Here is a 24,771-nt window from a genome sequence, read left to right as displayed (position 1 = left end):
GATGCTGACTGATCCATTTGCCGAAGACTGGCTCGACATGCTGCACCAGCGCTTTCGCGACCGTCCCGCCGCTCACGCACTGCATGTGCTGATCGATGGCGCCTTCGTACCGGGCCTGCACCGACGTATTGGCGTCGACCGCAAGGCGCTTCTGTTCGAGGGACTGCCGGCGAGTGGGCCGAGCACGCTGGACGTGTCGCCCTTCATTGTTCCTTTCGATCCCGAAGACCGTGCGCTCAGGGCCGTGCTACGCAAGTGCCAGGGCTGGCCCATGGTCAGCGTGATCGAATCGCCGGAACCATGGCCGGATTGTGCAGCGCGGCTGGCGGCATGGTGCATCGTCGAAGCCGACGGTCAGCGTTTCAATTTCCGTTTCGCCGATACCCGGCGCCTTCCCGTCATCCTGAAGACGCTCGAGCGCGCGCAGCGCGGGCAGTTCACCGGGTCTGCCGTGAGCTGGAGCTACATCGGAAGAGACGGCAACTGGAAGACGCTTGCGCTCGAAGGATCGGGCGAGCCCATTGCTACCGCTCCGCGACTCGACGATGCCCGGTTCGCGCCGCTGGTGGAAGACAGCCGGGCCGACGAGGTGCTGGCGCGGCTCGCCGACCACCCCCATCGTGGTACGTACCGCCCGTCGCAGGCCCATGCACTGGTTTCCTCCGCACTTGCGCCGGCTCTCGAAGCCGGCTTAGGCGACGGTGACATCGTCGGCTGGTGTGGCTGGCTGCTGGCGCACGGCAAACGGGACGATGAACCGGACATCGCGCGATTGTTCACGGCGTGGAAGGCACACGCGATTTCGATGGAGGCTGTCGATGCTACTGAAACATAAGATCCTGATTGGCGTGCTGGGCGTTTCGGCCGTGGTTGGCTTGGCCTTATCACAATACCGGGACTCGCATGCGAGCGTCAGCCTGCACGGCGTGAACTACAGCGACCGCGAATTCAGCTATTTCATTGCTGATCCCGAGAACCCGAGGAAGACCATCGGCGGTGAACACATCGCGCCGTTCGCGGGCGGTGGCACGACCTGCTGCGCGGTGCTGCCGTGGAAGTGGAAGCCGGGGACCAAAGTACGACTCACGACGACTCACTGGCTGAAGAAGCTGCCTGACGGGAGCCTGCCCGAGGTGACGGAAGAACACGAAGTCGAGGTACCGGAATATGCCGAGGCAGGAGAGCTGTGGGTGATCAGGGATGGCGAAGGAAAGATTAGCGTCGTTTCCAGCAATGTTCAGCCGGACCATCCGGCCTGGCCTGGAAAGATCAAAGGGTGGCCAGTTCCGTCACTCGAGTATCGACGTGAGAGATGGGAGATCTATCGAGAAGTTGAGGAAGCATATGTCAACGCCTTCATATCGCTAATCAAAGAATTTGAACAAGATCCTATAAAGCGTGCAAAAGAAGCGTGGGAATTCGATAAGGAATACAGCCCAAAAGAAATAGCAGGATTTAATGGACCAGATGATCCACGTTATCCCGAGTACCTCAAGAATCGATACATCAGTGGACTGCAGCGTAGTAGAGACGATCTTGAAAAAATCACGAGGGCCAAACCATGAATGCAAGTCTCGCCTTGCCGGTTGGACCAGAATTTCAAGCACCCACTAAGGTCAGCGAATTATTCAACGGCAGAGAACAAGAAATACTTAAGAATGTGAGCATCAGAGAAACTGCGCCGATGTGCTCACCAAAAGCCTCATGCGAAACTAACTTATTCTTCGGCTTCTTCTTCGACGGAACAGGCAACAACTACATCGCCGCCGAAAGAACAAAAGACCATTCGAACATTGCCCGCCTGTACGACTGCTTCCCGGGAATGAGCGTACCCGGCGTGCTCCCCAAGTCCACCGACTGGGAATACAAGCCAGCGGAGCACAAGCACTTCTTCAGGGTCTACGTCCCTGGCGTCGGTACGGAATTCCCGCAAGTGAAGGACAACGGAACCGGCACCGACAAGACTTTTGGCGGCGGCACCGGTCTCTGGGGCGAGCGCCGCATCATCTGGGCGCTTGCTCAGGCCATCAATAATGTTCATCGCTTTTTTTTCGGCTCTGTCTTGATCTCGCCTGCAGAGATGAACAACTTGTTCGAAACGCTGTCGCTCACGAAAAGCACGCGTCGCGTTGTTGAGGGAAGAGTTGATCCCGATGCCGGCGCGGACATCTCGACTACTGGCAAGCAGACGAAATACATCCTGAGCGGGGTGCTCTCCCGCCTGCACAAGGCCGTCTCCGCGCACTGGATCGACCAGAGAACCGGCAAACCTGCGAAGAAAGAGCCCGGCGTCGTCAAGACAATCTACATTTCCATCTTTGGCTTCTCGCGTGGCGCAACCATGGCACGGGCCTACACCAACTGGCTACACGCGCTGTGCCTGCTCGACGCCCAACTCTGCGGTGCGAAGCGAATGTCGCTTGGCGGCTTCCCAGTGGTGTTCGACTTTCTTGGCATGTTCGATACGGTCGCCTCGGTCGGCGTGGGCAACACGGTATCCGGTCGCAACGGCCATGGCGCCTGGGCCGATGCGGAAGACAGCCTCCGCATCCCCTCCGGAATGAACTGCCTCCACTTGGTCGCCGCACACGAACTCAGGCGCAGCTTTCCCCTGGATTCGATTTCAGTGAATGGCACCGTTCCCGCCGGCTGCAAGGAAATCGTCGTTCCCGGCGTGCATTCCGACATCGGAGGTGGCTATTGCCCGCGCGAGCAGGGACGTGGCTCCGATCCGAACGGTGCGGACATGCTGTCGCGGATCCCCCTGATCATGATGTACAAGGAGGCTCGACTGAGCGGCGTACCACTGAAACTCGAACTGGCGACGGAAGCCACCAAGGCCAAGTTCGCAGTCAGCAGGGAGACGATCCAGGCCTTCAATGCCGATCTCGACACCTGCAAGGAAAAGCAGGGGCCCTTGCACCGCATCGTGCGCGAGCATATGCGCAAGCAGATCGAGTGGCGTGTCCACCGCAAGGTATCAGGAAAAGCGCCGCTGCAAAACAGTCGTAGCTTCCTTCAGGCGTCCACGTATTACCAGAACGACCTGCACAGTGCAGCGCTGCAGTTCGACGACGAAATCAAGGCCTTCTTATCGTGGCTGCAATCCAAAGGCCCGCACTTTCGACCAGCCCCCCAGCAACCCGGCTTTGGGGACCAGCTTTATTCGGAATGGGAAGAAATTGCTACCTTCTGGCAAGCGCTCGCACATCCATGCGATGCGGAGCTCGACCTGTTCGACAACTATGTCCATGACTCACGAGCTTCATTCAAGCTCAGCGGACCCGATACCGAGCAAAAGATGCATGACTATCTGCGTCGATGCGTCAAGGAGCGTGAAAAGGCACTCACCGTCATCAGCAAGGCAGATCACAGGTCACAGGTGACGCTTGAAGAACATCGCGCTGCTGAAGAGTATGCAAAAACAAACAAGATTCCGCGCTTTCGTGTCGGTGGTCATGAATCATGGGACGGGGCATTCGGCGTGATGTCGAGGGCGGGCTATCTCAGATACAGGAAAATCTATGCCGGAAGCGACACGTCCTTGATTTCCTGAACGATGACGCTGGAGACCATAGTCACCAGCGTCATCGGATAGACAAGCGCCGACGCTTCTGAGCAGAGCAGCGGGTATTCAGTGCACGCTGCGCAACCCCCGCGCCAGATCCGACAGCCGGTAGGGCTTGCTCACGAAGGTGAAGTCTCCCAGCCGGTACTGGTCCAGCTTGAGCGCCGGCTGCGGATAGCCCGAAGCCAGCATCACCTTGATGCCCGGGTAGTTCTCGCGCGTGTACTCGGCCAGCTCGATGCCGTTGACGCCGTTCGGCATGACGATGTCGGTGAACAGGATGTCCACGTCGCGGGTGGCCAGCACATTCATGGCTTCTTGCCCGCTGGCCGCGGTGGTGACCTCGTAGCCCATGCTCATGAACAGCGCCGAGGCCACGTCCAGCAGGTCCGGCTCGTCCTCGACGATCAGCACCGTTTCCGAGTCGCCGCGCGACAGCTCGCCGTCCTGCGAGGTCACGGCCGGCAGGTAGATCGCGATCGCGGTCCCCTCGCCGAGTGTGCTCTGGATGACCACCTCGCCGCCCGACTGCTTGATGAAGCCGTACACCTGCGACAGGCCCAGGCCCGTGCCCTTGCCGGTCTCCTTGGTGGTGTAGAAGGGTTCGAAGGCGCGTTGCACCGTCTCGGGCGACATGCCGGTGCCGGTGTCGGTCACCGAGGTGCACACGTAGGGTCCCGGCGCCAGCCCCGGCACCTCGCCTTCCTGCAGCGTCAGCTGGGCGGTGTCGAGCGTCAGCCGGCCGCCGTCGGGCATGGCGTCGCGCGCATTTACGACCAGGTTGAGCAGGGCCGATTCGAACCGGGCCGCGTCCACCACCGCGCTGCCGGCCTGGGGGTCGAGGTTGAATTCGAACTCGATGCCGGAATGCCCGGCGCGGCGCAGCACCGATTCGAAGCCGGAAATCAGGCGGTTGATGCTGCGCGTTTCCGGCTGCAGCGGCTGCTGGCGTGCAAAGGCGAGCAGCTGCTGGGTGAGCGTGGCGCCGCGATCGATCGCGCGGCGCATGCTGTCCAGGGTCTTGGCGTCGCCGCCGCCCTGGCGGTTCATGCTCAGCACCTCGAGGCCGCTGGCCAGCACCGACAGCAGGTTGTTGAAGTCGTGCGCCACGCCGCCGGTGAGCTGGCCGATCGATTCCATCTTCTGCGACTGGAACAGTGCGAGCTGGGCCTGCTCCAGCGCTTCCTCGGTGCGCTTCTTCTCGGTGAGGTCGCGCGTGATCTTGGCGAAGCCCAGGATCTTGCCGTCGTCGTCGTGGATGGCGTCGATGATGACATGGGCCCAGAAACGGGTGCCGTCCTTGCGCCGGCGCCAGCCTTCGGCCTCGTAGCGACCCTCGCGCGCGGCGGTGCCGAGCGCGCGCTGCGGCATGCCGCCCGCGCGGTCCTCATCGGTGTAGAAGCGCGAGAAGTGGCTGCCGAGGATCTCCTCCAGGCTATAGCCCTTGATGCGTTCGGCACCGACGTTCCAGTTGGTCACCAGGCCTTCGGGCGAGAGCATGTAGATCGCATAGTCGGTGACGCCCTGCACCAGCAGGCGGAAGCGTTGCTCGCTCTCGCGCAGCGCGTCCTCGGCCAGCTTGCGCTGGGTGACGTCGCGGGTGATCTTGGCATAGCCCAGCAGGTTGCGCTCTTCGTCGTAGATCGGGTCGATGACGACGTGGGCCCAGAAACGGGTGCCGTCCTTGCGCACGCGCCAGCCTTCGGCCTCGTATTTACCGTGCTCCAGGGCCTGCGCCAGCGCGCGCGCCGGCAGGCCGTCCTCGCGGTCTTCCGGCGTGTAGAAGCGCGAGAAGTGCTCGCGCAGGATCTCGTGCGGCTGGTAGCCCTTGAAGCGCTGCGCGCCGGCGTTCCAGCTGGCGATGTGGCCAGAGGGATCCAGCATGTAGATGGCGTAGTCGCTGATGCCGGCGATGAGGTACTGGAACCGTTGTTCCTCGGTCAGCGGCGGCTTGGACGGGTGGTGCGTGTTCATGACCGGGACCTTGCTATGTCTGGTGCGGCAAATATCCTATCATACCGATACTCAGCAATAGGATGCCACGCAATTGACCCGCATTCGCCTTGTATACACAAGATCAATATTGGAAATTGCGCCACCCTCCGCGTGATCTGCCGGATTTGACGTTACAATACCGAGTTGTATCCTCAGCAGGCCTTCCGTTTGACAATGACCCAGGCACCCACCGACACCCTAGACCTCAGCCGCTGCGCGGACGAACCGATCCGCACGCCCGGCAGCATCCAGCCGCACGGCTTCATGCTGACGCTGTCGCCGGCAGCGCTCGTGGTGCAGCAAGCCAGTGCCAACCTCGAAAGCTGGATCGGCATGCCGGCACAGGAAGCCATCGGCCGGCCGCTCGCCGAGGTCGTGGGCGAGACGGCCGCGGTGCGCATCGGCGCCGAGATCGAATCTAACCCGGCGGTGTCGCGACCCGCCTATATCGGTACGGTCACTGCCGGCAACGGCGCCCACTTCGACGTCCTTGTCCATGCCTGGGACAGCCTGCTGATCCTTGAATTCGAAGAGGTCGAGCGCCGCCGCGCCGCCGACTTCCGCCACTTGTACCCCTTGATCGGCGACTTCCTGGTCAAGATCAACCAGCCGGCCTCGATTCCCGAGATGTCCGAGCTGGCGGCGCGCCGGGTGCGCGAAGTGACCGGCTACGGCCGGGTCATGGTGTACCAGTTCGACACCGACGGCCACGGCCAGGTGCTGGCCGAATCGAAGGAAGACGGCTACGACTCCTACCTGGGGCAGCATTTCCCGGCCAGCGACGTGCCGGCCCAGGCGCGCGCCCTGTACACGCTGTCGCCGATCCGTGTGATCCAGGACGCCAACTACGTGCCGGCGCCGCTGGTGCCCGGCCTGAATCCGGCGACCGGGGCGCGCAACGACCTGTCCTTCGCCTCGCTGCGCAGCGTCTCGCCGGTGCACCTGCAGTACATGCGCAACATGGGCACGCTGGCCTCGATGTCGGTGTCGCTCATCGTCAAGGGCAAGCTGTGGGGCCTGATCTCCTGTCACAACGCCGAGCCCCGTCCGGTCTCGGTCGAGAAGCGCACCGCCTGCGAGCAGCTGGGCCAGATCCTGGCGCTGGTCATCGAGTCGCGCGAGGACGCGGCCGAACTGCAGTTCCGCCTCGACGTGCGCCGCATCATGGTCGAGATGCTGGGCCACCTGACCAAGGGCGCCGACTTCCTGGAAAACATGAGCGGCGTTTTCCCCGAGCTGCTGCGCTTCGGGCGCGCCGGCGGGGTCGCCATCGTGGTGGACGACCGCGTGCTGACCTATGGCGACACCCCGGGCGAGCCGGAGATCCGCGCGCTCGCCGACTGGCTGTCGCTGCACGGCCATACCGAGGTGTTCCACACCGATCACCTGAAGGAGGTCTACCCGCCCGGGGCCGACATGGTGCGCAATGCCAGCGGCCTGATGGCGCTGCCGATCTCGCGCATCCACCAGCATTACCTGCTGTGGTTCCGCCCGGAGGTGGTGCAGACCATCGAGTGGGCCGGCAACCCGCGCGGCAAGCAGGCTTCGCCCGACGACCCCACCCAGCTGACGCCGCGCCTGAGCTTCGATGCCTGGCGCGAGACCATCCACGGCCGCAGCCTGCCCTGGCATAGCGCCGAGATCGAGCTGACGGTCGAATTCCGCAGCGCCCTGCTGGGCATCGCGCTCGAGCGCGCCGAACAGATGGCCGAACTGGCCGAGGAACTCGGGCGCGCCAACAAGGAGCTGGAAGCCTTCTCGTATTCGGTCTCGCACGATCTGCGCGCGCCGCTGCGCCACATCGTCGGATTCTCCGACCTCCTGATCGAATCGGCCGGGTCGGAAGACCCGGAGCGGCGCCAGCGCTTCCTGAAGAACATCAAGGAGTCGGCCCGCCTGGCCGGCAAGCTGGTGGACGACCTGCTGTCGTTCTCGCAGATGGGCCGCGCCGCCCTGCGCCCGACCACGGTGGACATGAACGACCTGGTGTCGGCCTGCATCGACAAGCTCGGCATGGAAATGCAGGGCCGCAACGTCGACTGGCACATCGAGCCGCTGCCCACGGTGTGGGCCGACCCGACCTTCCTGCACCTGGCGGTGCTCAACCTGCTGTCGAACGCGGTGAAGTTCACCGGCCAGCGCGACCCGGCGGTCATCACCATCAGCTCCGAGGAAGACGCCGACTTCATCGTCTTCCACGTGGCCGACAATGGCGCCGGCTTCAACATGGAATACGTGCACAAGCTGTTCGGCGTGTTCCAGCGCCTGCACCGCATGGAAGACTTCCAGGGTACCGGCATCGGCCTGGCCAACGTGCGCCGCATCGTCGAGCGCCACAACGGCCGCGTCTGGGCCACCTCCGTACAGGGACAAGGCGCAACCTTCTCCTTCAGTATTCCGAAACACAATCCTACCGAGGCAGACAATGCTCAAGCCCATACTTCTCGTCGAAGATAATCCGCACGACCTGGAACTGACGCTGATCGCGCTGTCGAAGAGCCAACTGGCCAACGAGGTCGTGATTGTGCGCGACGGCGCGGAAGCGCTCGACTACCTCAACCGCCGCGGCGAGTTCAAGGAGCGTGTCATCGGCAACCCGGCCGTGATCCTGCTCGACCTGAAGCTGCCCAAGGTGGATGGCCTGGAAGTGCTGAAGGAAATCCGCGAAACCGAGACGCTCAAGAGCATCCCGGTCTGCATGCTGACCTCGTCGAAGGAAGAACAGGACGTGGTGCGCAGCTACGAGCTGGGCGTGAATGCCTACGTGGTCAAGCCGGTGGACTTCACCGAGTTCGTGCGCGCCATCGCCGACCTGGGCATCTTCTGGGCAGTCCTAAACGAACCGCCGCCGGGCTCGCGCCGCTACGTCAAGCCCAAGTGATTCTGCGCCGCCGGCTGCGGGGATGACACGCCGGCCTTCTGGTCGCGCTTCGCGCGGCGCAGCAGGTGGCGGATGCGCGCGCTCAGCGCGTCCGGATGGTAGGGCTTCTGCAGCAGGTGCACCGACGCGTCCAGCTTGCCCTCGTGCGCGAGCACGCCTTCCGCATAGCCCGAGGTGTACAGCACCTGCGCGTGCGGCAGGCGGCGGCGCACGATCTCGCCCAGCTGCAGGCTGCTGACCGGGCCCGGCATGATCACGTCGGTGAACACCAGGTCGATGTGGCGGCCGCTGTCGATGATCTCCAGCGCGCCTTGCGCGTCTTCCGCTTCCAGCACCTCGTAGCCCAGCGCCGACAGGATGCCGCAGGTCGAGCTGCGTACGTCAAGCTCGTCCTCGACCACCAGGATCGTCTCCAGCCCGCCCGCCAGCGGCACGCTGTGCACGGGCTCGATGGCCGCGGGCGCGGCGTCGCTGCGCGGCAGGTAGATGCGCACGCTGGTGCCCCGCCCCACTTCGCTGCGCATCACCAGTTCGCCGCCCGACTGCTTCACGAAACCATAGGCCATCGACAGGCCCAGGCCGGTGCCCTGCCCGGTCGGCTTGGTGGTGAAGAAGGGCTCGAAGGCGCGCAGCAGGACTTCCTGCGGCATGCCCTTGCCGGTGTCGGCCACCTCGATCATGATGAAGCTGCCCTGCGGGACCTCGGGCGGACGCTCGTCATCCGGACCCACATTGCAGGCGCGGATGGTCAGGGTGCCGCTGCCGGCCATGGCGTCGCGCGCATTGATGGCCAGGTTCAGCAGCACGTTGTTGAGCTGGTTCGGATCGACCATAGTGCTGCCCAGGCCCGGCTCGATGTCGGTGACGACGCGCGCGCTCGGCCCCAGCACGCGGCGCATCATGTCGTCCATTTCGCGCAGCAGGTGGCCGGGATCGACCACCACCGATTGCAGCGGCTGGCGCCGCGCGAAGGCCAGCAGGTGCGCGGCCAGCTTGGCGCCGCGCTCGACCCCGCCCAGGGCCATGTCGACGCGGCTTCTCGCGTTGTCGTTCAGGTTGCCCACCAGCTTGAGCAGCTGCAGGTTGCCGCCGATGATCTGCAGGACGTTGTTGAAATCGTGGGCCACGCCGCCGGTGAGCTGGCCGATGGCTTCCATCTTCTGGGCCTGGTGCAGCGCCGACTGGCTGGCGGCCAGCTGTTCCTGGCTCACGCGCAGCGAGGCAAAGGCGGCATCGCGCTGGCGCCGCGCAATGCAGGCGCCGCTGTGGTAGCGCACGCGCGCCACCAGCTCGCGCGGGTCGGGCCACTTGACCATGTAGTCGTTGGCGCCCACCGCGAAGGCGCGCGCCTTGATCTCGGGGTCGTCTTCGGAAGACAGGACGATGACGGGAAGGTCTTCGGTATCGGGATGGGCGCGCAGGCTGGCGGTGACGTCGAAGCCGTCCAGGTCCGGCATGCGCAGGTCGACCAGCACGACCGTGGCACGCACCTCGCGCGCCACCTCGACCGCCCGCGCCGGACTCGACTCGTAGCACAAGGTGTGGCCGGTGCATCCCTGCAGGCCGTGCGCAATGATGTCTTGCGCAAACGGCTCATCGTCGATGAGGAGAACGGAGCATTCGGGACGATCGTCAATCATTGCGGCGGGCTCGTTGATACGACACGATCTTGCATAAAGGTAAGCATTGATTCTACTATATTTTACAAATAGCGCGCACGATTGACGAATTTGAGGAGGCATCTTGCAAGTGGGCGGTCGCGCCGCCATCTATGCGGCATGCCTAAACGCCGGCCAGAACCGATCGAAGCAGCCCCCCTCGCCGATGCGCACTGCCCCTTGTGCGGCCGTGTGCTCGGCACGGTCAACATCGACCGCCATCACCTGATCCCCAAGACCTTCAAGGGCAAGGATCAGTTCCCCATCCATAAAATCTGCCACCGCAAGATCCATTCGGCCTTCACGGAACGTGAACTGCTGCAGACTTATCACACCTGGGAAGCGCTGCGCGAACACGAAGACATCCGCGCCTTCGTCGACTGGGTGGCAAAGAAGCCGCCGGATTTCTACACACGCACCTACACCTCGAACAAGAAGAAATTGCGCTGAACCGTGCAGGCCTCGCGACATCAATATATAATTTTATATATTGATGTCCTGTGTGAGGTAACTTCATGAACAGTCCCGCGGATCTGCCCGCGCTGGAAGCGGCAGCGGGCGAAGCCAGCCAATTGCTCAAGGCCCTGTCGAACCGCGACCGGCTCCTGCTGCTGTGCCAGATGACGCAGGAGGAACGCTCGGTCGGCCAGCTCGAAGCCCTGACCGGGATCCGCCAGCCCACCCTGTCGCAGCAACTGACGGTCCTGCGCGAGGAAGGCCTGGTGGCGACACGCCGCGCCGGCAAGCAGGTGTTCTACCGCATCGCGAGCGCCAAGGCCCTCGCCGTGCTGCAACTCCTGTATTCCCTCTACTGTCCAAGCGACGAGGAGCCACGCGATGAACATTGACATGGCCAGTTTCACGCCCTGGATGTCGCTGGCGGGCGGTCTCCTGATCGGTACCGGCATCGCCCTCTTCGCCCTGCTGGCGGGCCGCATCGCCGGCATCAGCGGCATCGTCGGCGGCCTGCTGCGTCCCAAGCCGGGCGAGACCGGCTGGCGCATCGCCTTCCTGGCGGGCCTGGTCGGCGCGCCCTTTGCGTATGCGCTGTTCGTGCCGCTGCCCGAGGTCCGGGTCGATGCCGGGGTGCCCGCGCTGCTGCTGGCCGGCCTGCTGGTCGGCGTCGGCACCCGCTACGGCTCCGGCTGCACCAGCGGCCACGGCATCTGCGGCCTGTCGCGCCGCTCGCCGCGCTCGATCGCCGCCACCGCCGCCTTCATGGGCGCCGGTTTCATCACCGTCTGGCTGCTGCGCCACGTGCTGGGGGCCGCATGACGATCGCCTACGCCCTCCTTGCCGGCTTCGTGTTCGGCATCGGCCTGCTGCTGTCGGGGCTGGCCGACCCGTCCAAGGTGCTTGCCTTCCTCGACCTGGGCGGCAACTGGGATCCTTCGCTGCTGTTCGTGATGGGCGGCGCCCTCTTGGTAGCGGCGCCGGCCTTTGCCTGGCTCGCGCGGCGCGGGCGCACGCTGGACGGCGCCCCGCTGCACCTGCCTGCCAAAGGACGCATCGACCGCCGGCTGGTGCTCGGCAGCCTGGTGTTCGGCGCCGGCTGGGGGCTGGCCGGTTATTGCCCCGGCCCGGCGCTGGTGTCGCTGGCCTGGGGCGGCCTGGCGCCGCTGCTGTTCGTGGGCGCGATGGTGGCGGGCATGGCCTTGTTCGAGCTGCTTGAAAAGCGGCGCTGAGCAGGCTTTTCCTTGACAAGCGCGGGCGCAACGCATTTCATGGGGTGCATGTCCAACAACTGGCTTGCCCATGGATTTCGACGACTATTCCCGCCATGACGCCACCTCCCTCGCCGCCCTGGTCGCGCAGGGCGAGGTGACGCCGCACCGACTGCTCGAACTGGCGCTGGCGCGCCACCACCAGGTCCATGGCCGCGTCAACGCGGTGGTGCGGCTGATGGAGAACGAAGCACGCCGCCAGCTGCAGGGTCCGCTGCGCGGGCCCTTCGCCGGCGTGCCCTTCCTGCTCAAGGATACGCTGCAGGACTATGCCGGCCTGCCTACCACCAACGCCAGCCGCACGACACGTGCGTATGTGCCCGGGGAGCACGCCGCCGTGGTACGCCGCTATCTTGGCGCCGGCCTGGTCGTCTTCGGCAAGACCAACCTGCCCGAGTTCGCCCTGAAGGGCGTGACCGATCCGGAACTGTTCGGCCGGTCCAGCAACCCGTGGAACCTGGCGCACACGCCGGGCGGCTCGAGCGGCGGCGCGGCGGCGGCCGTGGCCAGCGGCATCGTACCGATGGCGGCCGGGAACGACGGCGGCGGCTCGATCCGCATCCCGGCCGCCTGCTGCGGCCTGTTCGGGCTGCGGCCTTCGCGCGGGCGCGTCTCCGCCGGCCCCGATGTGGGCGAAGTCTGGTTCGGCGCATCGAGCGAAGGCGTGCTCTCGCGCAGCGTGCGCGATTCCGCGCTGGCGCTCGACGTGCTGCAGGGCGCCGAGCCGGGCGACCCGTTCATCATCGTGCCTCCGTCCGCGCCCTACGCGGAACTGATGCGGCGTGACCCGGGCCGGCTGCGCATCGGCTTCACCAGCGCCTCGCCGATCGGCACCGAGGTGCATCCGGAAGCGGTGGCGGCGGTGAACCATGCGGCCACGCTGCTGCGCGGCCTGGGGCACGACGTGGAGGAAGCGGCGCCGGAGATCGACGGCGCAGCCCTGGCGACGAGTTACCTGCACATCTACTTCGGGCAGGTGCCTTCGCTGGTGGCGCGCATGCGCTCGCTCGGCGCAAGCGGCGGCGAGCCGGAGCTGATGACGCGCCTCCTGATGACGCTGGGCGGCGCGCTCAAGGCGCCGGCGCTGACGACACAGCTGGCACAGTGGAACACCTTTGCGCGGGCATTGGGCCGCTTCCACCAGCGCTACGACCTGCTGCTCACGCCGACGCTGGCGCATCCGCCGGTGAAGCACGGCACCGGCGATTTGCCTGCGGCGCAGCAGGCGCTGCTGGGCTTCCTGCAGCGCACCGGCATGCTCGGCCTGCTGGCGCGGCTCGGGCTGCTCGACAGCACCGTCGAGCAGATCGCGCGCGACAACCTGCGCTATGTGCCCTTCACCCAGCTGTCGAACCTGACGGGGACGCCGTCGATGTCGGTGCCCTTGCACTGGACCACGGATGGCTTGCCGCTGGGGGTCCAGTTCGTGGCGCCGTTCGGGAGGGAGGACGTGCTGCTGCAGCTGGCGCATCAGCTGGAGGGGGCGCAGCCGTGGTTCGCTCGGCTGCCGGCGATGACGCGCGGTACGGAAGTCACTGTGGCCTGAAAACGAAAAGGGCCGCATTCGCATGCGGCCCTTCGTATTCTGGCTCCCCGACCTGGACTCGAACCAGGGACCTGCGGATTAACAGTCCGTCGCTCTACCGACTGAGCTATCAGGGAAAGGAGGCCGCATTATAGCGGCCCGTTTCCAGTTTGCCTAGTGCTGCGCATAAACAGTTTGGCCGCCAGCAGCCGCGGGGCTGCTTTGCTATAGTCGTCGCACTTTTCACAACCGCGATTTCCAATGACTTCCCCACGCCTCTTCGGTACTCCGCTCTCCCCTTCCGCCACCAAGGTCATGCTGCTCGGCTCCGGCGAGCTCGGCAAGGAAACCATCATCGCCCTGCAGCGCCTGGGCGTGGAGACCATCGCCGTCGACCGCTATCCGAACGCCCCGGGCCACCAGGTCGCCCACCGCGCCCACGTGATCGACATGACCGACGGCGCCGCCCTGGCCGCCCTGATCGCACTGGAAAAGCCCGACCTGGTGGTGCCGGAAATCGAAGCCATCGCGACCGAGACCCTGCTGGCCCTCGAAGAAGCCGGCAAGATCACCTGCATCCCGACCGCGCGCGCCGCCATGCTGACCATGAACCGCGAAGGCATCCGGCGCCTGGCCGCCGAGGAACTCGGCCTGCCGACCTCGCCCTACCGCTTCGCCAGCAGCCTGGAAGAACTGGAACAGGCCTGCGCCGCGGTCGGCTTCCCCTGCGTGGTCAAGCCGGTGATGTCCTCGTCCGGCAAGGGCCAGTCGAAGCTCGACAGCGCCGCGGACGTGGAGAAAGCCTGGGAAGTCGCCGCCAGCGGCGGGCGCGTCGATGCCGGCCGCGTGATCGCGGAAGGCTTCATCGACTTCGACTACGAGATCACCCTGCTCACCGTGCGCTCGATGGGCGCCGATGGGCAGGTCGAGACCAGTTTCTGCGAGCCGATCGGCCACAAGCAGGTGCAGGGCGACTACGTCGAATCCTGGCAGCCGCAGCCGATGAACCCTGCCGCACTCGAACGCGCGCGCGACATCGCGGCCAAGGTGACGGCCGACCTGGGCGGCTGCGGCGTGTTCGGCGTCGAGCTGTTCGTCAAGGGCGACATGGTGTGGTTCTCGGAAGTGAGCCCGCGTCCGCACGACACCGGCATGGTGACCATGGCCAGCCAGGTGCAGAGCGAGTTCGAATTGCATGCCAAGGCCGTGCTGGGCCTGCCGGTGGATGCGTCGCTGCGCGCGCCGGGGGCTTCCGCCGTGATCTACGGCCAGCTTGAGGCGGCGGGCATTGCGTTCGAGGGCGTGGCCGAGGCGCTGCGTGTGCCGGGCGTGGACCTGCGCCTGTTCGGCAAGCCGGAGTCGTTCGAACGCCGCCGCATGGGCGTAGCGCTGGCGACGGCGGAGGATGTCGAGACGGCGCGCCGGCGAGCGTTGGAGGCGGCGTCGCGCGTCAAACCCGTGATCCGCTAGACCTGCCAGGCAATGAGCGGCGTGGCCGGGGGCAGGTCACGCTTTGACAGAAGTTCAATAGTGAATGATAATCGTTCTCATTATCATTCTCATTGAAGCTTCTGTCATGCCCACGCCTATCGGAACACCTCGTACCCTGCTGAGCCTTCTCGTCCTCTCCACCCTCGCCCCGCTCGCAGTGGCACAGGAGCAGGCGGCGGACGGAACGGCGCAAGTACTGGTCAGCGCCACCGGTTATCGCACCACCGGCACCAAGTCCGACCTGAAACCGCTCGAGTCGCCGATGAGCTACGAGGTCTACGGCAGCGAATTGCTGGAAGCGCGCCAGGTCGACAGCGTCAACGAAGCGCTGCGCTACGTGCCGGGCGTGACGCCGGAGAGCCGTCCCACCGTGACGATCTTCGACCAGTACACCATCCGCGGCTTCGAAAGCTACCGCAACTATTACGACGGCCTGCCGCTGCAGTACAACGGCCTGTGGAACCTGGCGCCGCAGGTCGATGCCTTCGCCACCGAGAGCATCGAAGTGCTGAAGGGACCGACCTCGGTACTGTACGGTTCGGCGCCGCCGGGTGGCATGGTCAACCAGACGGCCAAGCAGCCGCGCGCCAGGCAGGAAACTCTAATACGCGCCCGCATCGGCACCGATGCGCTGCGCGAACTGGCCATCGACAGCACCGGCCCGCTGTCGCACAACCTCGACTACCGGGTGATCGCCCTGGCGCGCGAGCGCGACGGCCAGCAGGTGACGACCAAGGAAGAGCGCCGCCTGCTCGCTCCCTCGCTCACCTGGCGCATCAGCCCCTCGACGCGCCTGAACCTCAACCTGTACTATCAGGATGACCCGGCATTGATTCCGTCCACGCCGCTGCCGGGGCTCGGCACGCTGCGCCAGGCGCCCTATGGCCTGCTCGACTCGAACGCCTTTGCCGGCGATACGGCCTGGTCCGGCATGGAGCGCGAAACCACCATGGCGGGCTGGAAGTTCGAGCATGCCTTCAACGACAGCGTGAGCTTCCTGCAGAACGTCCGCTACACGAAGGCGGAGGGCTTTCAGCGCAACACCTACAACAACGGTCTGCTCGCCGACGATCGCACGCTCACCCGCTCGGCCTATTTCACCGACGAGGCGCAGAGCGGCTGGGTGGCCGACAACCAGTTCACCTTCCGCCTGCGCACCGGCGCCTTTAGCCACCGCATCCTGGCGGGTATCGACTACCAGCGCCTGCGCTCGCGCGTCGGCTATGGCGACACCCTGGGCACCGACACGCCGTCGATCGACCTGGGCGCGCCGAACCATCGCTTGTTCGACGTGTCGACGCTCCCCTTCGGCTACTACACCGAGCACCATGTGATCCGCCAGTCGCAGCTCGGCTTCTACCTGCAGGATGTAGTAACGTTCGGCGCCCTCACTGTGATCGGCGGCCTGCGCCGTGACCGCTACCGCAGCGAAGACGTCAATGCGTCGACGTACGCCGGCGCCCCCTCGGACAGCACGACCTCGATTGCCCAGCACAAGACCAGCGGCCGCCTTGCCGCGATCTACCAGCTCGGCAAGGGCCTGGCGCCCTACCTGAACTACTCGACCTCGTTCGAGCCCACCTCGGGCATCGATTCGCTCACCGGCGCGGCCTTCAAGCCCACCACGGCGAAGCAGATGGAAGGCGGCATCAAGTACAAGTCGGCGGACGGCCGCACGCAGTTGACGGCGGCGGTCTTCGATATCCGCAAGCAGAACGTGGTCGTGAACACGCCGAGCTTCAACCAGTACACGCAGAATGGCGAAGTGCGCTCGCGAGGCGCCGAGCTGTCGTGGATCCAGGCGCTGAGCGAGCAATTCGACTTCACCCTCGGCGTGACCAAGCTCGACATGGAAGTGACGAAGAACCCGCTCGATCCTGCCCTGGTCGGCAAGAAGCCGGTATGGGTGGCGGACAGGCAGGCCTCGCTGTGGCTGAACTACCAGCCGTTCGACACGCTCGGCCTGAGCGCCGGCGTACGCCATGTCGGCGACAGCCAGATGGATGCGCTCAACACCGGCATCGTGCCTTCGTACACGGTATTCGATGCCGCTGCGCTGTTCAAGCTGAACCAGACCTGGCGCCTGGGGCTCACCGCCAGCAACCTGGGCGACAAGCGCTACGTCGGCGCCTGCCACAGCGCGCAGAACTGCTGGATGGGCGCCGAGCGCAGCGTCGAGCTGAGCCTGCACGCCGCATTCTGAGGAGCGGACGATGAGCTTCCGCGCCTGGTATGCGGTCCACAAATGGACCAGCCTGGTCAGCACCCTGTTCCTCCTGATGCTGTGCGTGACCGGCCTGCCGCTGATTTTTTCGCACGAGATCGCCCACCTGACAGGCGCCAGCGTCGAGCCGCCCGCGCTGCCCGCCGGCCACGCCGGGCAGGCGAACATCGACGCCATCGTCGCCGACGCCCAGGCACGCCGCCCAAACGACCTGCCACAATTCCTGGTGGCCGAGGCCGACGAGCCGGAACTCGTCTACGTGCGCATGGCCGACAGGATCGACTCGGAAGGCCTGACGGCCTTCTATACCTACGACGCGCGCACCGGCGCTTTTCTCAGCGAATACCCGCTGGGCCAGGGTTTCATGGACCTGATGCTGCGCCTACATACCGACATGTACCTGGGACTGGGCGGCACGCTGTTCCTCGGTTTTACCGGACTGCTGCTGGCCGCTTCCATCGTGTCGGGCATTTATGTGTACGGACCGTACATGAAGAAGCTGCGCTTCGGAACCGTGCGCCGCGACCGCATCGCGCGGCTCAAGTGGCTCGACCAGCACAACCTGCTGGGCATGGTGACGCTGGTGTGGCTGCTGGTGGTCGGGCTGACCGGCACCATCAATGCGCTGAACCGCCCGATCTTCGCCGCCTGGCAGGCAACCGAGCTGGCCGCGCTGGCCGCGCCTTACCGCGAACGGCCTGCGGTCACCGGCGCGCTCGCGGCGGATGCGGCGCTGCGGGCTGCGCGCGCGGCGCATCCGGACAAGTCGCTGAGCTTCATGGCCTATCCGGGCAACGGCTTCGCCACGCCCCAGCACTTCGTCGCCTTCATGAACGGGAACACGCCCCTGACCTCGAAACTGCTGTCGATCGTGATGATCGATGCGCGCACTGCGGACATCGTCGCCAGCGCCGAGATGCCGTGGTACGTGTCGACGCTGATGCTGTCGCAGCCGCTGCATTTCGGCGACTACGGCGGGATGGCGCTCAAGCTGCTGTGGGCGCTGCTGGACGTGCTCAGCATCGTGGTGCTGTGGAGCGGGCTGGTACTGTGGTGGAAGCGGAGGAAGGTGACGGCGGAGCAGAAGCTGGCGTCCTTGCGAGGGGTGCCGATAGCCGTCGCCGAGTAACAGTGCCGAAGCCGCTAGCCATACACTACCCGCTACCTAACCAAGGTCATCCCAGCGCAGGCGTGAACAATGCCACCGGCATTGTCCACTCCAAGTTTGTCGCACAGCGCTAGTGCTTCGTGGATGCCACCTCGGCCTGCACAGGAAATTGGGTTCCGGCCTTCGCCGGAAGTCGGAGGCGCCAGTGGCGCGTACGACGATTCTTAGCAACGTCTATTCGCTCCCTAGCGCCGCCTTCTCACGCCCGTAGGTAGCAAAACAAAAAGGGCTGCATTCACATGCAGCCCTTCGAATTCTGGCTCCCCGACCTGGACTCGAACCAGGGACCTGCGGATTAACAGTCCGTCGCTCTACCGACTGAGCTATCAGGGATTAGAGGCCGTATTATAGCAGCGCTTTTCGATTTCGCGAAGTGCCGCGCTATCGAAAGGCAATATTTCCTAGCATTGGGTCCGGCGGATCAGCTTCGACAAGGCCTCCAGCACCAGCTGCGGCTCCGACATCTGCGGGAAATGCGCACTGCCCTTCGCGATCACGCGCTCGCCCAGCGGCGACAGACCCACCAGCGCTTCCTGGTTACGCTCGCGCTCGCGTTGCGCCGCGCTGGACACCATCAAACGCGGCAGCCGCTTGCCGCCCGACAGCACGGTGATGGGAATCGGCGGGAATGCCGGCGCCTCCGCGATCTCGGCCACCGTCTCGGCTTCGTTGCTCACCTCGTCATTCGGATCCTGCGGCGAAAAACGGTCCAGCAGCCCCGTGACCGCGCGCTGCAGTGCCGACCGGTAGCGCTTCATGTTGAGGACGTCGTCGGGCGCGGTCGCCTCGAGGAACAGCACGCCGCAGGTTTCTTCCGGGTAGACGCGCGCAAACAGGTTCGCATGCAGGCCGCCGAAGGAATGTCCCACCAGAAGGAATGGCGGCCTGGCCTCGATCTCGCGCAAGAGCGCGCGCAGCTGCAGGATGACCGTGGTGCCCATCTGCGCCTCGCGCGGGCGCGCACTGCCGCCGACGCCGGGCCGGTCGTAGGTGATCACCGTGCCCAGCTGTTCGATCTCGGGAAACAGCTTGAACCAGGTTTCGAGCGCGCTGCCGGCGCCGCCGAGCATGACGATGGTCGGGCTGCCCTGCCCCGATTGCGAAAAACGCAGCACCTGGCCCGCGACCGCGATCCGTTTGTTCGATGGTAGATGCTTCACTTGGTTGGTCCTGATGAGTTGATGTTGCCAGCTTACCCACTTAGCATGCAAGCCCGCAACTACCAAAACGCATCGGCGCAAAAAAACAAAAAAGCCACATCTCGCGATGTGGCTTTTTATTACATTCTGGCTCCCCGACCTGGACTCGAACCAGGGACCTGCGGATTAACAGTCCGTCGCTCTACCGACTGAGCTATCAGGGAATTGATGACAGCATTATATGTTTGCGGTGACAGTGTGTCAAATTCGACGCGTGTCGCGCAGCCACTTTTGCTGCTCTTCGGAATCAACTCTCGTCAGTTCCGAAGAGCCGCGATTTTAAAGAACTTTCGCGACGGCGTCAACGACGCGGTCGAGGTTGGTCGAGTTCAGGGCAGCGACGCAGATACGGCCGGTGTCGACCGCGTAGATCGACTGCTCGCGCAGCTTGCCGACCTGCTCTTTCGTCAGGCCCGAGTACGAGAACATGCCGACCTGCTCGCGCACGAATTCGAAGTCGTGGCCAGGGGCTTTTTCCTTGAGCTTCTCGACCATGAGGTTGCGCATCTCGCGGATGCGCACGCGCATGCCGGCCAGCTCTTCTTCCCACAGCTGGCGCAATTCCGGGGTCGACAGCACCATCGCGACCACCTTGGCGGTATGCGTCGGCGGGTTCGAGTAGTTGGTGCGGATCACGCGCTTCAGTTGCGACAGCACGCGCGCCGACTCTTCGCTGCTCGCGGCCACGATCGACAGCGCGCCGGCGCGTTCGCCGTACAGCGAGAACGACTTCGAGAACGAGTTCGACACCAGCAGCGGGATGCCGGTCTCGGCGAAGCGGCGCACCACGGCGCCGTCTTCGGCGATGCCGGCGCCGAAGCCCTGGTAGGCCATGTCGAGGAAAGGCACCAGGCCGTTATCGACCACGGCCGCGATCACCTGGCTCCACTGATCCTGGCTCAGGTCGGCGCCGGTCGGGTTGTGGCAGCAGGCGTGCAGCACCACGATCGAGCCGCGCGGCATCGCCTTGAGGGAGGCCAGCATGCCCTCGAAATTCACGCCATGGGTGGCCGGGTCGTAATAGGTGTAGTTGTTGACGGCGAAGCCGGCGCTCTCGAACAGCGCGCGGTGGTTTTCCCAGCTCGGGTCGCTGATGTAGACGCTTGACTCAGGGGCAAAGCGCTTGAGGAAGTCGGCGCCCAGCTTGAGTGCGCCGGTGCCGCCCAGGGCCTGCACGGTGATCGCACGCTTCTCTTGAATTACGGCGCTGTCGGCCCCAAATACCAGCTCTTGCACGGCCTTGTCGTAACTTGCCAGCCCTTCGATCGGCAGGTAGGTACGCGGCGCCGGCTGTTCCATCAGCTTCGCTTCCGCCTTTTGCACGCACTGCAGCAAAGGAACCTTGCCATTGTCGTCGTAGTAGACGCCCACCCCCAGGTTGATCTTGGCCGGGTTGGTGTCGGCGTTGAATGCTTCGGTGATGCCCAGGATCGGGTCGCGTGGCGCCATTTCGATGGCGCCGAAGAGGCTGGCGGAGGCTGTGGAAGTCATCGTGATAAACTGAGTTGTCGGTGGGTTCGCAGCGGTTGTATAGACATAGACGTCAGTGCTGCACTGCGTCATGTGGACTCCCATTCTAGCAAAGGTCTGAAAGTATGGCAGATTTATCCATCGCAAATGCCCCGGAACCGACCGTCATCACCTACCCCGGATCGCCCTTCAAACTGCACCAGCCCTTCCCGCCGGCCGGCGACCAGCCGACCGCGATTGCCGGACTGATCGAAGGCATCAATGACGGCCTGATGTACCAGACCCTGCTCGGGGTGACCGGTTCCGGCAAAACCTACACGATGGCCAACGTGATCGCGCAGGCCGGGCGTCCGGCCATCGTCTTCGCGCCCAACAAGACGCTGGCGGCCCAGCTGTATGCGGAGTTCCGCGAATTCTTCCCGCAGAACGCGGTCGAGTATTTCGTGTCCTACTACGACTACTACCAGCCGGAAGCCTATGTGCCGCAGCGCGACCTGTTCATCGAAAAGGACTCGTCGATCAACGAGCACATCGAGCAGATGCGCCTGTCGTGCACCAAGTCGCTGATGGAGCGGCGCGACGTCGTCATCGTGGCCACCGTGTCGGCCATCTACGGTATCGGTAACCCGAACGAATACCACAAGATGATCCTGACGCTGCGCCACAAGGACAAGGTGGCGCAGCGCGACATCATCGCGCGCCTGATCCAGATGCAGTACACGCGCAACGAGATGGATTTCTCGCGCGGCTCCTTCCGCGTGCGCGGCGACACCATCGACATCTTCCCGGCGGAACACGCCGAGCTGGCGATCCGCGTCGAGATGTTCGACGACGAGATCGAGTCGCTGCAGCTGTTCGACCCGCTCACGGGCCGCGTGCGCCAGAAGATCCCGCGCTTCACCGTGTACCCGGGCTCGCACTACGTCACACCGCGCTCGACCGTCCTGCGCGCGGTGGAATCGATCAAGGCCGAGCTGCGCGACCGCCTCGAATACTTCCGCAACGAGAACAAGCTGATCGAGGAACAACGCCTCGAGCAGCGCACCCGTTTCGACCTCGAGATGCTGGCCGAGATCGGTTTTACGAAAGGCATCGAGAACTACTCGCGCCACCTGTCCGGCTCGATGCCGGGCGAACCGCCGCCGACCCTGATCGACTACCTGCCCAAGGACGCGCTCATGTTCATGGACGAGTCGCACGTGATGGTCGGCCAGCTCAACGCGATGTACAACGGCGACCGTTCGCGTAAAGTGAACCTGGTCGACTACGGCTTCCGCCTGCCGTCGGCACTGGACAACCGGCCGCTGAAGTTCCAGGAGTTCGAGAACAAGATGCGCCAGACCATCTTCGTCTCGGCCACGCCGGCCGAGTACGAAAAGAGCAAGGCCGACAACGTGGTCGAGCAGGTGGTGCGCCCGACCGGCCTGGTCGACCCGAAGGTCATCGTCAAGCCGGCCCGCTCGCAGGTCGAAGACCTGATGAGCGAAATCACCGACCGCATCGCCAAGGACGAGCGCGTGCTGGTGACCACGCTGACCAAGCGCATGGCCGAGCAGCTGACGGAATACCTGAGCGACCACGGCATCAAGGTGCGCTACCTGCACAGCGACATCGAAACCGTGGAGCGGGTGGAGATCCTGCGCGACCTGCGCCTGGGTACTTTCGATGTGGTGGTCGGCATCAACCTGCTGCGCGAGGGCCTGGACTTGCCGGAGGTGTCGCTGGTGGCGGTGCTGGACGCTGACAAGGAAGGCTTCCTGCGTTCCGAACGCAGCTTGATCCAGACCATCGGCCGCGCGGCGCGTAACCTGAACGGCGTGGCAATTCTCTATGCGGACCAGATGACCGATTCGATGAAGAAGGCCATCGACGAGACCGAGCGCCGCCGCGCCAAGCAGATCGCCTTCAACGAAGCGCACGGCATCGTGCCGAAGGGCGTGAACAAGAAGATCAAGGACATGATCGACGGCGTCTACAGCAACGCGGCGCAGAAGGCCATGGGCGAAGGCATGGTCGACGAAGAGGCGACGGCCAAGGTCGAGGCCATGAGCGAGAAGCAGATCAGCAAGGAGATCAAGCGCCTCGAAAAGCTCATGGTGGACCACGCCAAGAACCTCGAGTTCGAAAAAGCGGCGCAGGTGCGCGACCAGCTGCATGTGCTCAAGCAGCAGGCCTTCGGGGCGCCGGGGGCGGACAACGTGGTGTCGATGCTGGGCAAGTAAGCCTGCACCGTACCCAAAACCGTTCCCGGCTTACTGCGGGAACGGTTTTTTTTCGCCTCAGATTTTTTTTATTGCGGTGGAATTTCGTGCATTTTCATCAAGGCCGGCTGTGTAGACTGCTGCCCATGACGCCTCACACCAAACTCAAAGTTGCAAACGCCCTCATGCTGCTGGGAGCCGTGCTGGTCCCGATCAGCTTTTACCGCTTCCTCGCCATGGTGTCTCCCGCTCCTTATCGCATGAGCTCGCTGGGAGAAGGATTGCTGAACCTGGGAGGCCTGGTCGCCTTCGCGCTCGTTGTCGGCATGGCCGGCTTCGTCTGGTCCCTGCGCGTGGAAAAGCGCCATCCCTCGGTGCAGGTCGGCGGGACTTTTGCGATCCGCATCCTCGTCTTCATCGTCGTCTTCATCCCGATCGTTGTGGGCAGCTTCTGACGTGAACCCGAAGCCGCGATCGACATTGGCAGCGGCATGCCTGGCTGCGCTGGCACTGCCTGCAACGGCCGCCGCCTCGTCCACCCAGGTCTTCATCGACAACGGCGAATTGAACTACGTGGGCAGCCTCACGACCGAGGCCAACCAGCGCGCCTTCGCGTTATTCAGCAAGGCGCGGCCCAGGCCAGCCATCCTGTCGATTCGCAGCAAGGGCGGGGTTACCGGCGCCGGCATCGAACTGGGCCGCTGGGTGCATGCCCAGGGCCTGACGGTCAAGGTGATGGAATACTGCTTTTCTTCGTGTGCGAACTACGTCTTCCCGGCGGCGCCGCGCAAGGTGGTGAGCAATTTTGCCGTCGTCGGCTACCACGGCGGCCTGAGCAGCATGTCGTTCCAGCTCGATGGTGAACAGGAAGCCATGCTCAAGACACTGCCCGCCGGGCAGCGCGAGGCGCTGCGCGCCAGGCTGGAACAGGCCGTGCGGGAGGCGGCCGCACCGCAAGCCGCGGAAGAAGCCCGTTATTTTGCCCTCATCGGGGTACAGCAACGCATCACGACCCTGGGCCAGTCGCCTGCGCATGCGCAGCTCGAGACCGAACAATCGGTGGGGTGGACTTATTCGATCGCGGACTTCGCCAAGCTGGGCGTGCGCGACATCCGGGTCGTCAATCCGCCGTGGAAGCCGACATTCGTCAACAGCGACAGAACGGTCATTACTATCGCGGTGGATTAGTCCGGCCGATTGAACATCCTGGGGTCGAAGCTGAATGACCTGGCGATCGACAGCTTCACGTCTGCATAGGCCGGATGCTCCGGGTTGATGACCAGGTTGCCCCCCTCCCCCACGATCACCGACGGCACCCGCATGTAGAGGTGGTGGCACTTCTGCAGGAAGGCAGTGCCGAATTGCGTTGCGCTGCCGCCGTCGTCGAGGTCATCCCAGCCTTCCGGCAGCTCTTCGCGCGACACGTCGATGCCCAGCTCGGGATCGTCCGGCAAGTCCACCGCCACCAGCACCAGGCCGGGTTCGTTGCCATCAAGGTGGACGAATTTTTCCAGCACCGCCATCTCCGCCGTCATGGCGGTGTACAGCGCGGCGCAGCCCTCTTCGTGCCAGTGTCCGCCGCTCTTGCGCGCGCCTTCGCAGCTGCGGTCCAGCGCCACGTCTTCTTCCGCGATTCTCCAGGTTCTCATGCGAGCGCGTCCCCGTAT

General features: G+C 64.4%; 21 protein-coding genes and 3 tRNA genes. 16 read left to right on the top strand and 8 right to left on the bottom strand.

What is annotated here, in order from left to right:
* The first annotated feature begins 1 nt into the window (after position 1).
* Genes ACK6C6_RS05895 through ACK6C6_RS05885 form a run of 3 tightly spaced genes read left to right on the top strand, consistent with a single transcriptional unit; the run spans position 2 to position 3,556 of the window.
* Positions 2-835, top strand: a complete 834-nt coding sequence (locus tag ACK6C6_RS05895) for a DUF4123 domain-containing protein (RefSeq protein ID WP_409266358.1) — start codon at positions 2-4, stop codon at positions 833-835.
* Complete coding sequence (locus ACK6C6_RS05890) at positions 819-1,565, top strand: DUF3304 domain-containing protein (RefSeq protein ID WP_409266356.1); 747 nt, start codon at positions 819-821, stop codon at positions 1,563-1,565. Before ACK6C6_RS05895 ends, ACK6C6_RS05890 begins: the two co-directional genes overlap by 17 nt.
* Positions 1,562-3,556, top strand: coding sequence for a T6SS phospholipase effector Tle1-like catalytic domain-containing protein (locus ACK6C6_RS05885; protein WP_409266354.1), 1,995 nt, complete (start codon positions 1,562-1,564; stop codon positions 3,554-3,556). Before ACK6C6_RS05890 ends, ACK6C6_RS05885 begins: the two co-directional genes overlap by 4 nt.
* 78 nt (positions 3,557-3,634) lie before the next feature.
* Here ACK6C6_RS05885 and ACK6C6_RS05880 read toward each other — a convergent pair whose 3' ends face one another.
* Positions 3,635-5,542 (bottom strand): PAS domain S-box protein, encoded by a 1,908-nt coding sequence (locus ACK6C6_RS05880; RefSeq protein ID WP_409266352.1) that lies wholly within the window; start codon positions 5,540-5,542, stop codon positions 3,635-3,637.
* Positions 5,543-5,737: 195 nt separating this feature from the next.
* Between ACK6C6_RS05880 and ACK6C6_RS05875 the strand changes: the two genes are divergently transcribed.
* Both ACK6C6_RS05875 and ACK6C6_RS05870 read left to right on the top strand, forming a co-directional pair.
* Positions 5,738-8,020: an ATP-binding protein gene (locus ACK6C6_RS05875; RefSeq protein WP_409266351.1), complete on the top strand. Its 2,283-nt coding sequence runs from the start codon at positions 5,738-5,740 to the stop codon at positions 8,018-8,020.
* Positions 7,989-8,444, top strand: a complete 456-nt coding sequence (locus tag ACK6C6_RS05870) for a response regulator (protein ID WP_209585893.1) — start codon at positions 7,989-7,991, stop codon at positions 8,442-8,444. The genes ACK6C6_RS05875 and ACK6C6_RS05870 overlap by 32 nt, the downstream gene beginning before the upstream one ends.
* Here ACK6C6_RS05870 and ACK6C6_RS05865 read toward each other — a convergent pair.
* Positions 8,426-10,084 (bottom strand): response regulator, encoded by a 1,659-nt coding sequence (locus ACK6C6_RS05865; RefSeq protein ID WP_409266350.1) that lies wholly within the window; start codon positions 10,082-10,084, stop codon positions 8,426-8,428. The genes ACK6C6_RS05870 and ACK6C6_RS05865 overlap by 19 nt on opposite strands.
* A gap of 138 nt (positions 10,085-10,222) precedes the next feature.
* Here ACK6C6_RS05865 and ACK6C6_RS05860 point away from each other — a divergent pair, with 138 nt between their 5' ends.
* The 5 genes from ACK6C6_RS05860 (at position 10,223) to ACK6C6_RS05840 (ending at position 13,372) form a co-directional block, all read left to right on the top strand.
* Positions 10,223-10,552 (top strand): hypothetical protein, encoded by a 330-nt coding sequence (locus ACK6C6_RS05860; RefSeq protein WP_409266348.1) that lies wholly within the window; start codon positions 10,223-10,225, stop codon positions 10,550-10,552.
* A gap of 65 nt (positions 10,553-10,617) precedes the next feature.
* Complete coding sequence (locus ACK6C6_RS05855) at positions 10,618-10,950, top strand: metalloregulator ArsR/SmtB family transcription factor (RefSeq protein ID WP_036212388.1); 333 nt, start codon at positions 10,618-10,620, stop codon at positions 10,948-10,950.
* Entirely contained in the window at positions 10,940-11,377 is a 438-nt protein-coding gene (locus tag ACK6C6_RS05850) for a YeeE/YedE family protein (RefSeq protein WP_409266347.1), read from the top strand. The genes ACK6C6_RS05855 and ACK6C6_RS05850 overlap by 11 nt, the downstream gene beginning before the upstream one ends.
* Positions 11,374-11,787, top strand: coding sequence for a DUF6691 family protein (locus tag ACK6C6_RS05845; RefSeq protein WP_409266346.1), 414 nt, complete (start codon positions 11,374-11,376; stop codon positions 11,785-11,787). Before ACK6C6_RS05850 ends, ACK6C6_RS05845 begins: the two co-directional genes overlap by 4 nt.
* Positions 11,788-11,857: 70 nt before the next feature.
* Complete coding sequence (locus ACK6C6_RS05840) at positions 11,858-13,372, top strand: amidase (RefSeq protein ID WP_409266345.1); 1,515 nt, start codon at positions 11,858-11,860, stop codon at positions 13,370-13,372.
* Positions 13,373-13,412: 40 nt separating this feature from the next.
* On the opposite strand, the gene ACK6C6_RS05835 is transcribed toward ACK6C6_RS05840, so the two are convergent.
* Positions 13,413-13,488: transfer RNA gene (locus tag ACK6C6_RS05835), tRNA-Asn, on the bottom strand.
* Positions 13,489-13,612: 124 nt separating this feature from the next.
* Between ACK6C6_RS05835 and purT the strand changes: the two genes are divergently transcribed.
* The 3 genes from purT (at position 13,613) to ACK6C6_RS05820 (ending at position 18,195) form a co-directional block, all read left to right on the top strand.
* A complete protein-coding gene (gene purT / locus ACK6C6_RS05830; RefSeq protein WP_409266344.1) occupies positions 13,613-14,821 on the top strand; it encodes a formate-dependent phosphoribosylglycinamide formyltransferase in 1,209 nt (402 codons plus the stop codon).
* A gap of 106 nt (positions 14,822-14,927) precedes the next feature.
* Positions 14,928-17,045: a TonB-dependent siderophore receptor gene (locus tag ACK6C6_RS05825; protein ID WP_409266343.1), complete on the top strand. Its 2,118-nt coding sequence runs from the start codon at positions 14,928-14,930 to the stop codon at positions 17,043-17,045.
* Positions 17,046-17,055: 10 nt separating this feature from the next.
* Positions 17,056-18,195: a PepSY-associated TM helix domain-containing protein gene (locus ACK6C6_RS05820; protein ID WP_409266342.1), complete on the top strand. Its 1,140-nt coding sequence runs from the start codon at positions 17,056-17,058 to the stop codon at positions 18,193-18,195.
* Positions 18,196-18,491: 296 nt separating this feature from the next.
* On the opposite strand, the gene ACK6C6_RS05815 is transcribed toward ACK6C6_RS05820, so the two are convergent.
* The 4 genes from ACK6C6_RS05815 to ACK6C6_RS05800 form a co-directional block, all read right to left on the bottom strand.
* Positions 18,492-18,567 (bottom strand) — tRNA-Asn (locus ACK6C6_RS05815).
* Positions 18,568-18,635: 68 nt separating this feature from the next.
* The gene (locus ACK6C6_RS05810; RefSeq protein WP_409266341.1) at positions 18,636-19,394 is read right to left on the bottom strand and encodes an alpha/beta fold hydrolase; all 759 of its coding nucleotides are present in this window, start codon (positions 19,392-19,394) and stop codon (positions 18,636-18,638) included.
* 127 nt (positions 19,395-19,521) lie between these two features.
* Positions 19,522-19,597, bottom strand: a tRNA-Asn gene (locus ACK6C6_RS05805).
* Between the two features lie 115 nt (positions 19,598-19,712).
* Positions 19,713-20,924, bottom strand: coding sequence for an aromatic amino acid transaminase (locus ACK6C6_RS05800; RefSeq protein ID WP_409266340.1), 1,212 nt, complete (start codon positions 20,922-20,924; stop codon positions 19,713-19,715).
* A 104-nt stretch (positions 20,925-21,028) separates the two neighbouring features.
* On the opposite strand from ACK6C6_RS05800, the gene uvrB reads away from it, so the two are divergent.
* From uvrB to ACK6C6_RS05785, 3 genes are all read left to right on the top strand, one after another.
* Positions 21,029-23,125: an excinuclease ABC subunit UvrB gene (uvrB, locus tag ACK6C6_RS05795; protein WP_409266338.1), complete on the top strand. Its 2,097-nt coding sequence runs from the start codon at positions 21,029-21,031 to the stop codon at positions 23,123-23,125.
* Positions 23,126-23,250: 125 nt separating this feature from the next.
* Positions 23,251-23,559, top strand: a complete 309-nt coding sequence (locus ACK6C6_RS05790) for a hypothetical protein (RefSeq protein ID WP_292037608.1) — start codon at positions 23,251-23,253, stop codon at positions 23,557-23,559.
* Between the two features lie 25 nt (positions 23,560-23,584).
* Positions 23,585-24,292 carry a hypothetical protein gene (locus tag ACK6C6_RS05785; protein ID WP_409266336.1) on the top strand — a complete coding sequence of 236 codons (708 nt, stop codon included), beginning with the start codon at positions 23,585-23,587 and terminating at the stop codon, positions 24,290-24,292.
* On the opposite strand, the gene ACK6C6_RS05780 is transcribed toward ACK6C6_RS05785, so the two are convergent.
* A complete protein-coding gene (locus tag ACK6C6_RS05780; protein WP_409266334.1) occupies positions 24,289-24,753 on the bottom strand; it encodes an RES family NAD+ phosphorylase in 465 nt (154 codons plus the stop codon). The genes ACK6C6_RS05785 and ACK6C6_RS05780 overlap by 4 nt on opposite strands.
* Positions 24,754-24,771 lie beyond the last annotated feature (18 nt).

Source organism: Massilia sp. BHUDP2, assembly GCF_046236355.1.
Classification (GTDB): domain Bacteria; phylum Pseudomonadota; class Gammaproteobacteria; order Burkholderiales; family Burkholderiaceae_D; genus Telluria; species Telluria varians.
Note: the sequence above shows the minus strand (reverse complement) of the source record. Positions and strands in the feature narration are given on the sequence as shown.

Coding starts and splice junctions, on each gene's coding strand:
- ACK6C6_RS05895 (WP_409266358.1), top strand. CDS start 2: ATGCTGACTGATCCATTTGCCGAAGACTGGCTCGACATGCTGCACCAG.
- ACK6C6_RS05890 (WP_409266356.1), top strand. CDS start 819: ATGCTACTGAAACATAAGATCCTGATTGGCGTGCTGGGCGTTTCGGCC.
- ACK6C6_RS05885 (WP_409266354.1), top strand. CDS start 1,562: ATGAATGCAAGTCTCGCCTTGCCGGTTGGACCAGAATTTCAAGCACCC.
- ACK6C6_RS05880 (WP_409266352.1), bottom strand. CDS start 5,542: ATGAACACGCACCACCCGTCCAAGCCGCCGCTGACCGAGGAACAACGG.
- ACK6C6_RS05875 (WP_409266351.1), top strand. CDS start 5,738: ATGACCCAGGCACCCACCGACACCCTAGACCTCAGCCGCTGCGCGGAC.
- ACK6C6_RS05870 (WP_209585893.1), top strand. CDS start 7,989: ATGCTCAAGCCCATACTTCTCGTCGAAGATAATCCGCACGACCTGGAA.
- ACK6C6_RS05865 (WP_409266350.1), bottom strand. CDS start 10,084: ATGATTGACGATCGTCCCGAATGCTCCGTTCTCCTCATCGACGATGAG.
- ACK6C6_RS05860 (WP_409266348.1), top strand. CDS start 10,223: ATGCCTAAACGCCGGCCAGAACCGATCGAAGCAGCCCCCCTCGCCGAT.
- ACK6C6_RS05855 (WP_036212388.1), top strand. CDS start 10,618: ATGAACAGTCCCGCGGATCTGCCCGCGCTGGAAGCGGCAGCGGGCGAA.
- ACK6C6_RS05850 (WP_409266347.1), top strand. CDS start 10,940: ATGAACATTGACATGGCCAGTTTCACGCCCTGGATGTCGCTGGCGGGC.
- ACK6C6_RS05845 (WP_409266346.1), top strand. CDS start 11,374: ATGACGATCGCCTACGCCCTCCTTGCCGGCTTCGTGTTCGGCATCGGC.
- ACK6C6_RS05840 (WP_409266345.1), top strand. CDS start 11,858: ATGGATTTCGACGACTATTCCCGCCATGACGCCACCTCCCTCGCCGCC.
- purT (WP_409266344.1), top strand. CDS start 13,613: ATGACTTCCCCACGCCTCTTCGGTACTCCGCTCTCCCCTTCCGCCACC.
- ACK6C6_RS05825 (WP_409266343.1), top strand. CDS start 14,928: ATGCCCACGCCTATCGGAACACCTCGTACCCTGCTGAGCCTTCTCGTC.
- ACK6C6_RS05820 (WP_409266342.1), top strand. CDS start 17,056: ATGAGCTTCCGCGCCTGGTATGCGGTCCACAAATGGACCAGCCTGGTC.
- ACK6C6_RS05800 (WP_409266340.1), bottom strand. CDS start 20,924: ATGACTTCCACAGCCTCCGCCAGCCTCTTCGGCGCCATCGAAATGGCG.
- uvrB (WP_409266338.1), top strand. CDS start 21,029: ATGGCAGATTTATCCATCGCAAATGCCCCGGAACCGACCGTCATCACC.
- ACK6C6_RS05790 (WP_292037608.1), top strand. CDS start 23,251: ATGACGCCTCACACCAAACTCAAAGTTGCAAACGCCCTCATGCTGCTG.
- ACK6C6_RS05780 (WP_409266334.1), bottom strand. CDS start 24,753: ATGAGAACCTGGAGAATCGCGGAAGAAGACGTGGCGCTGGACCGCAGC.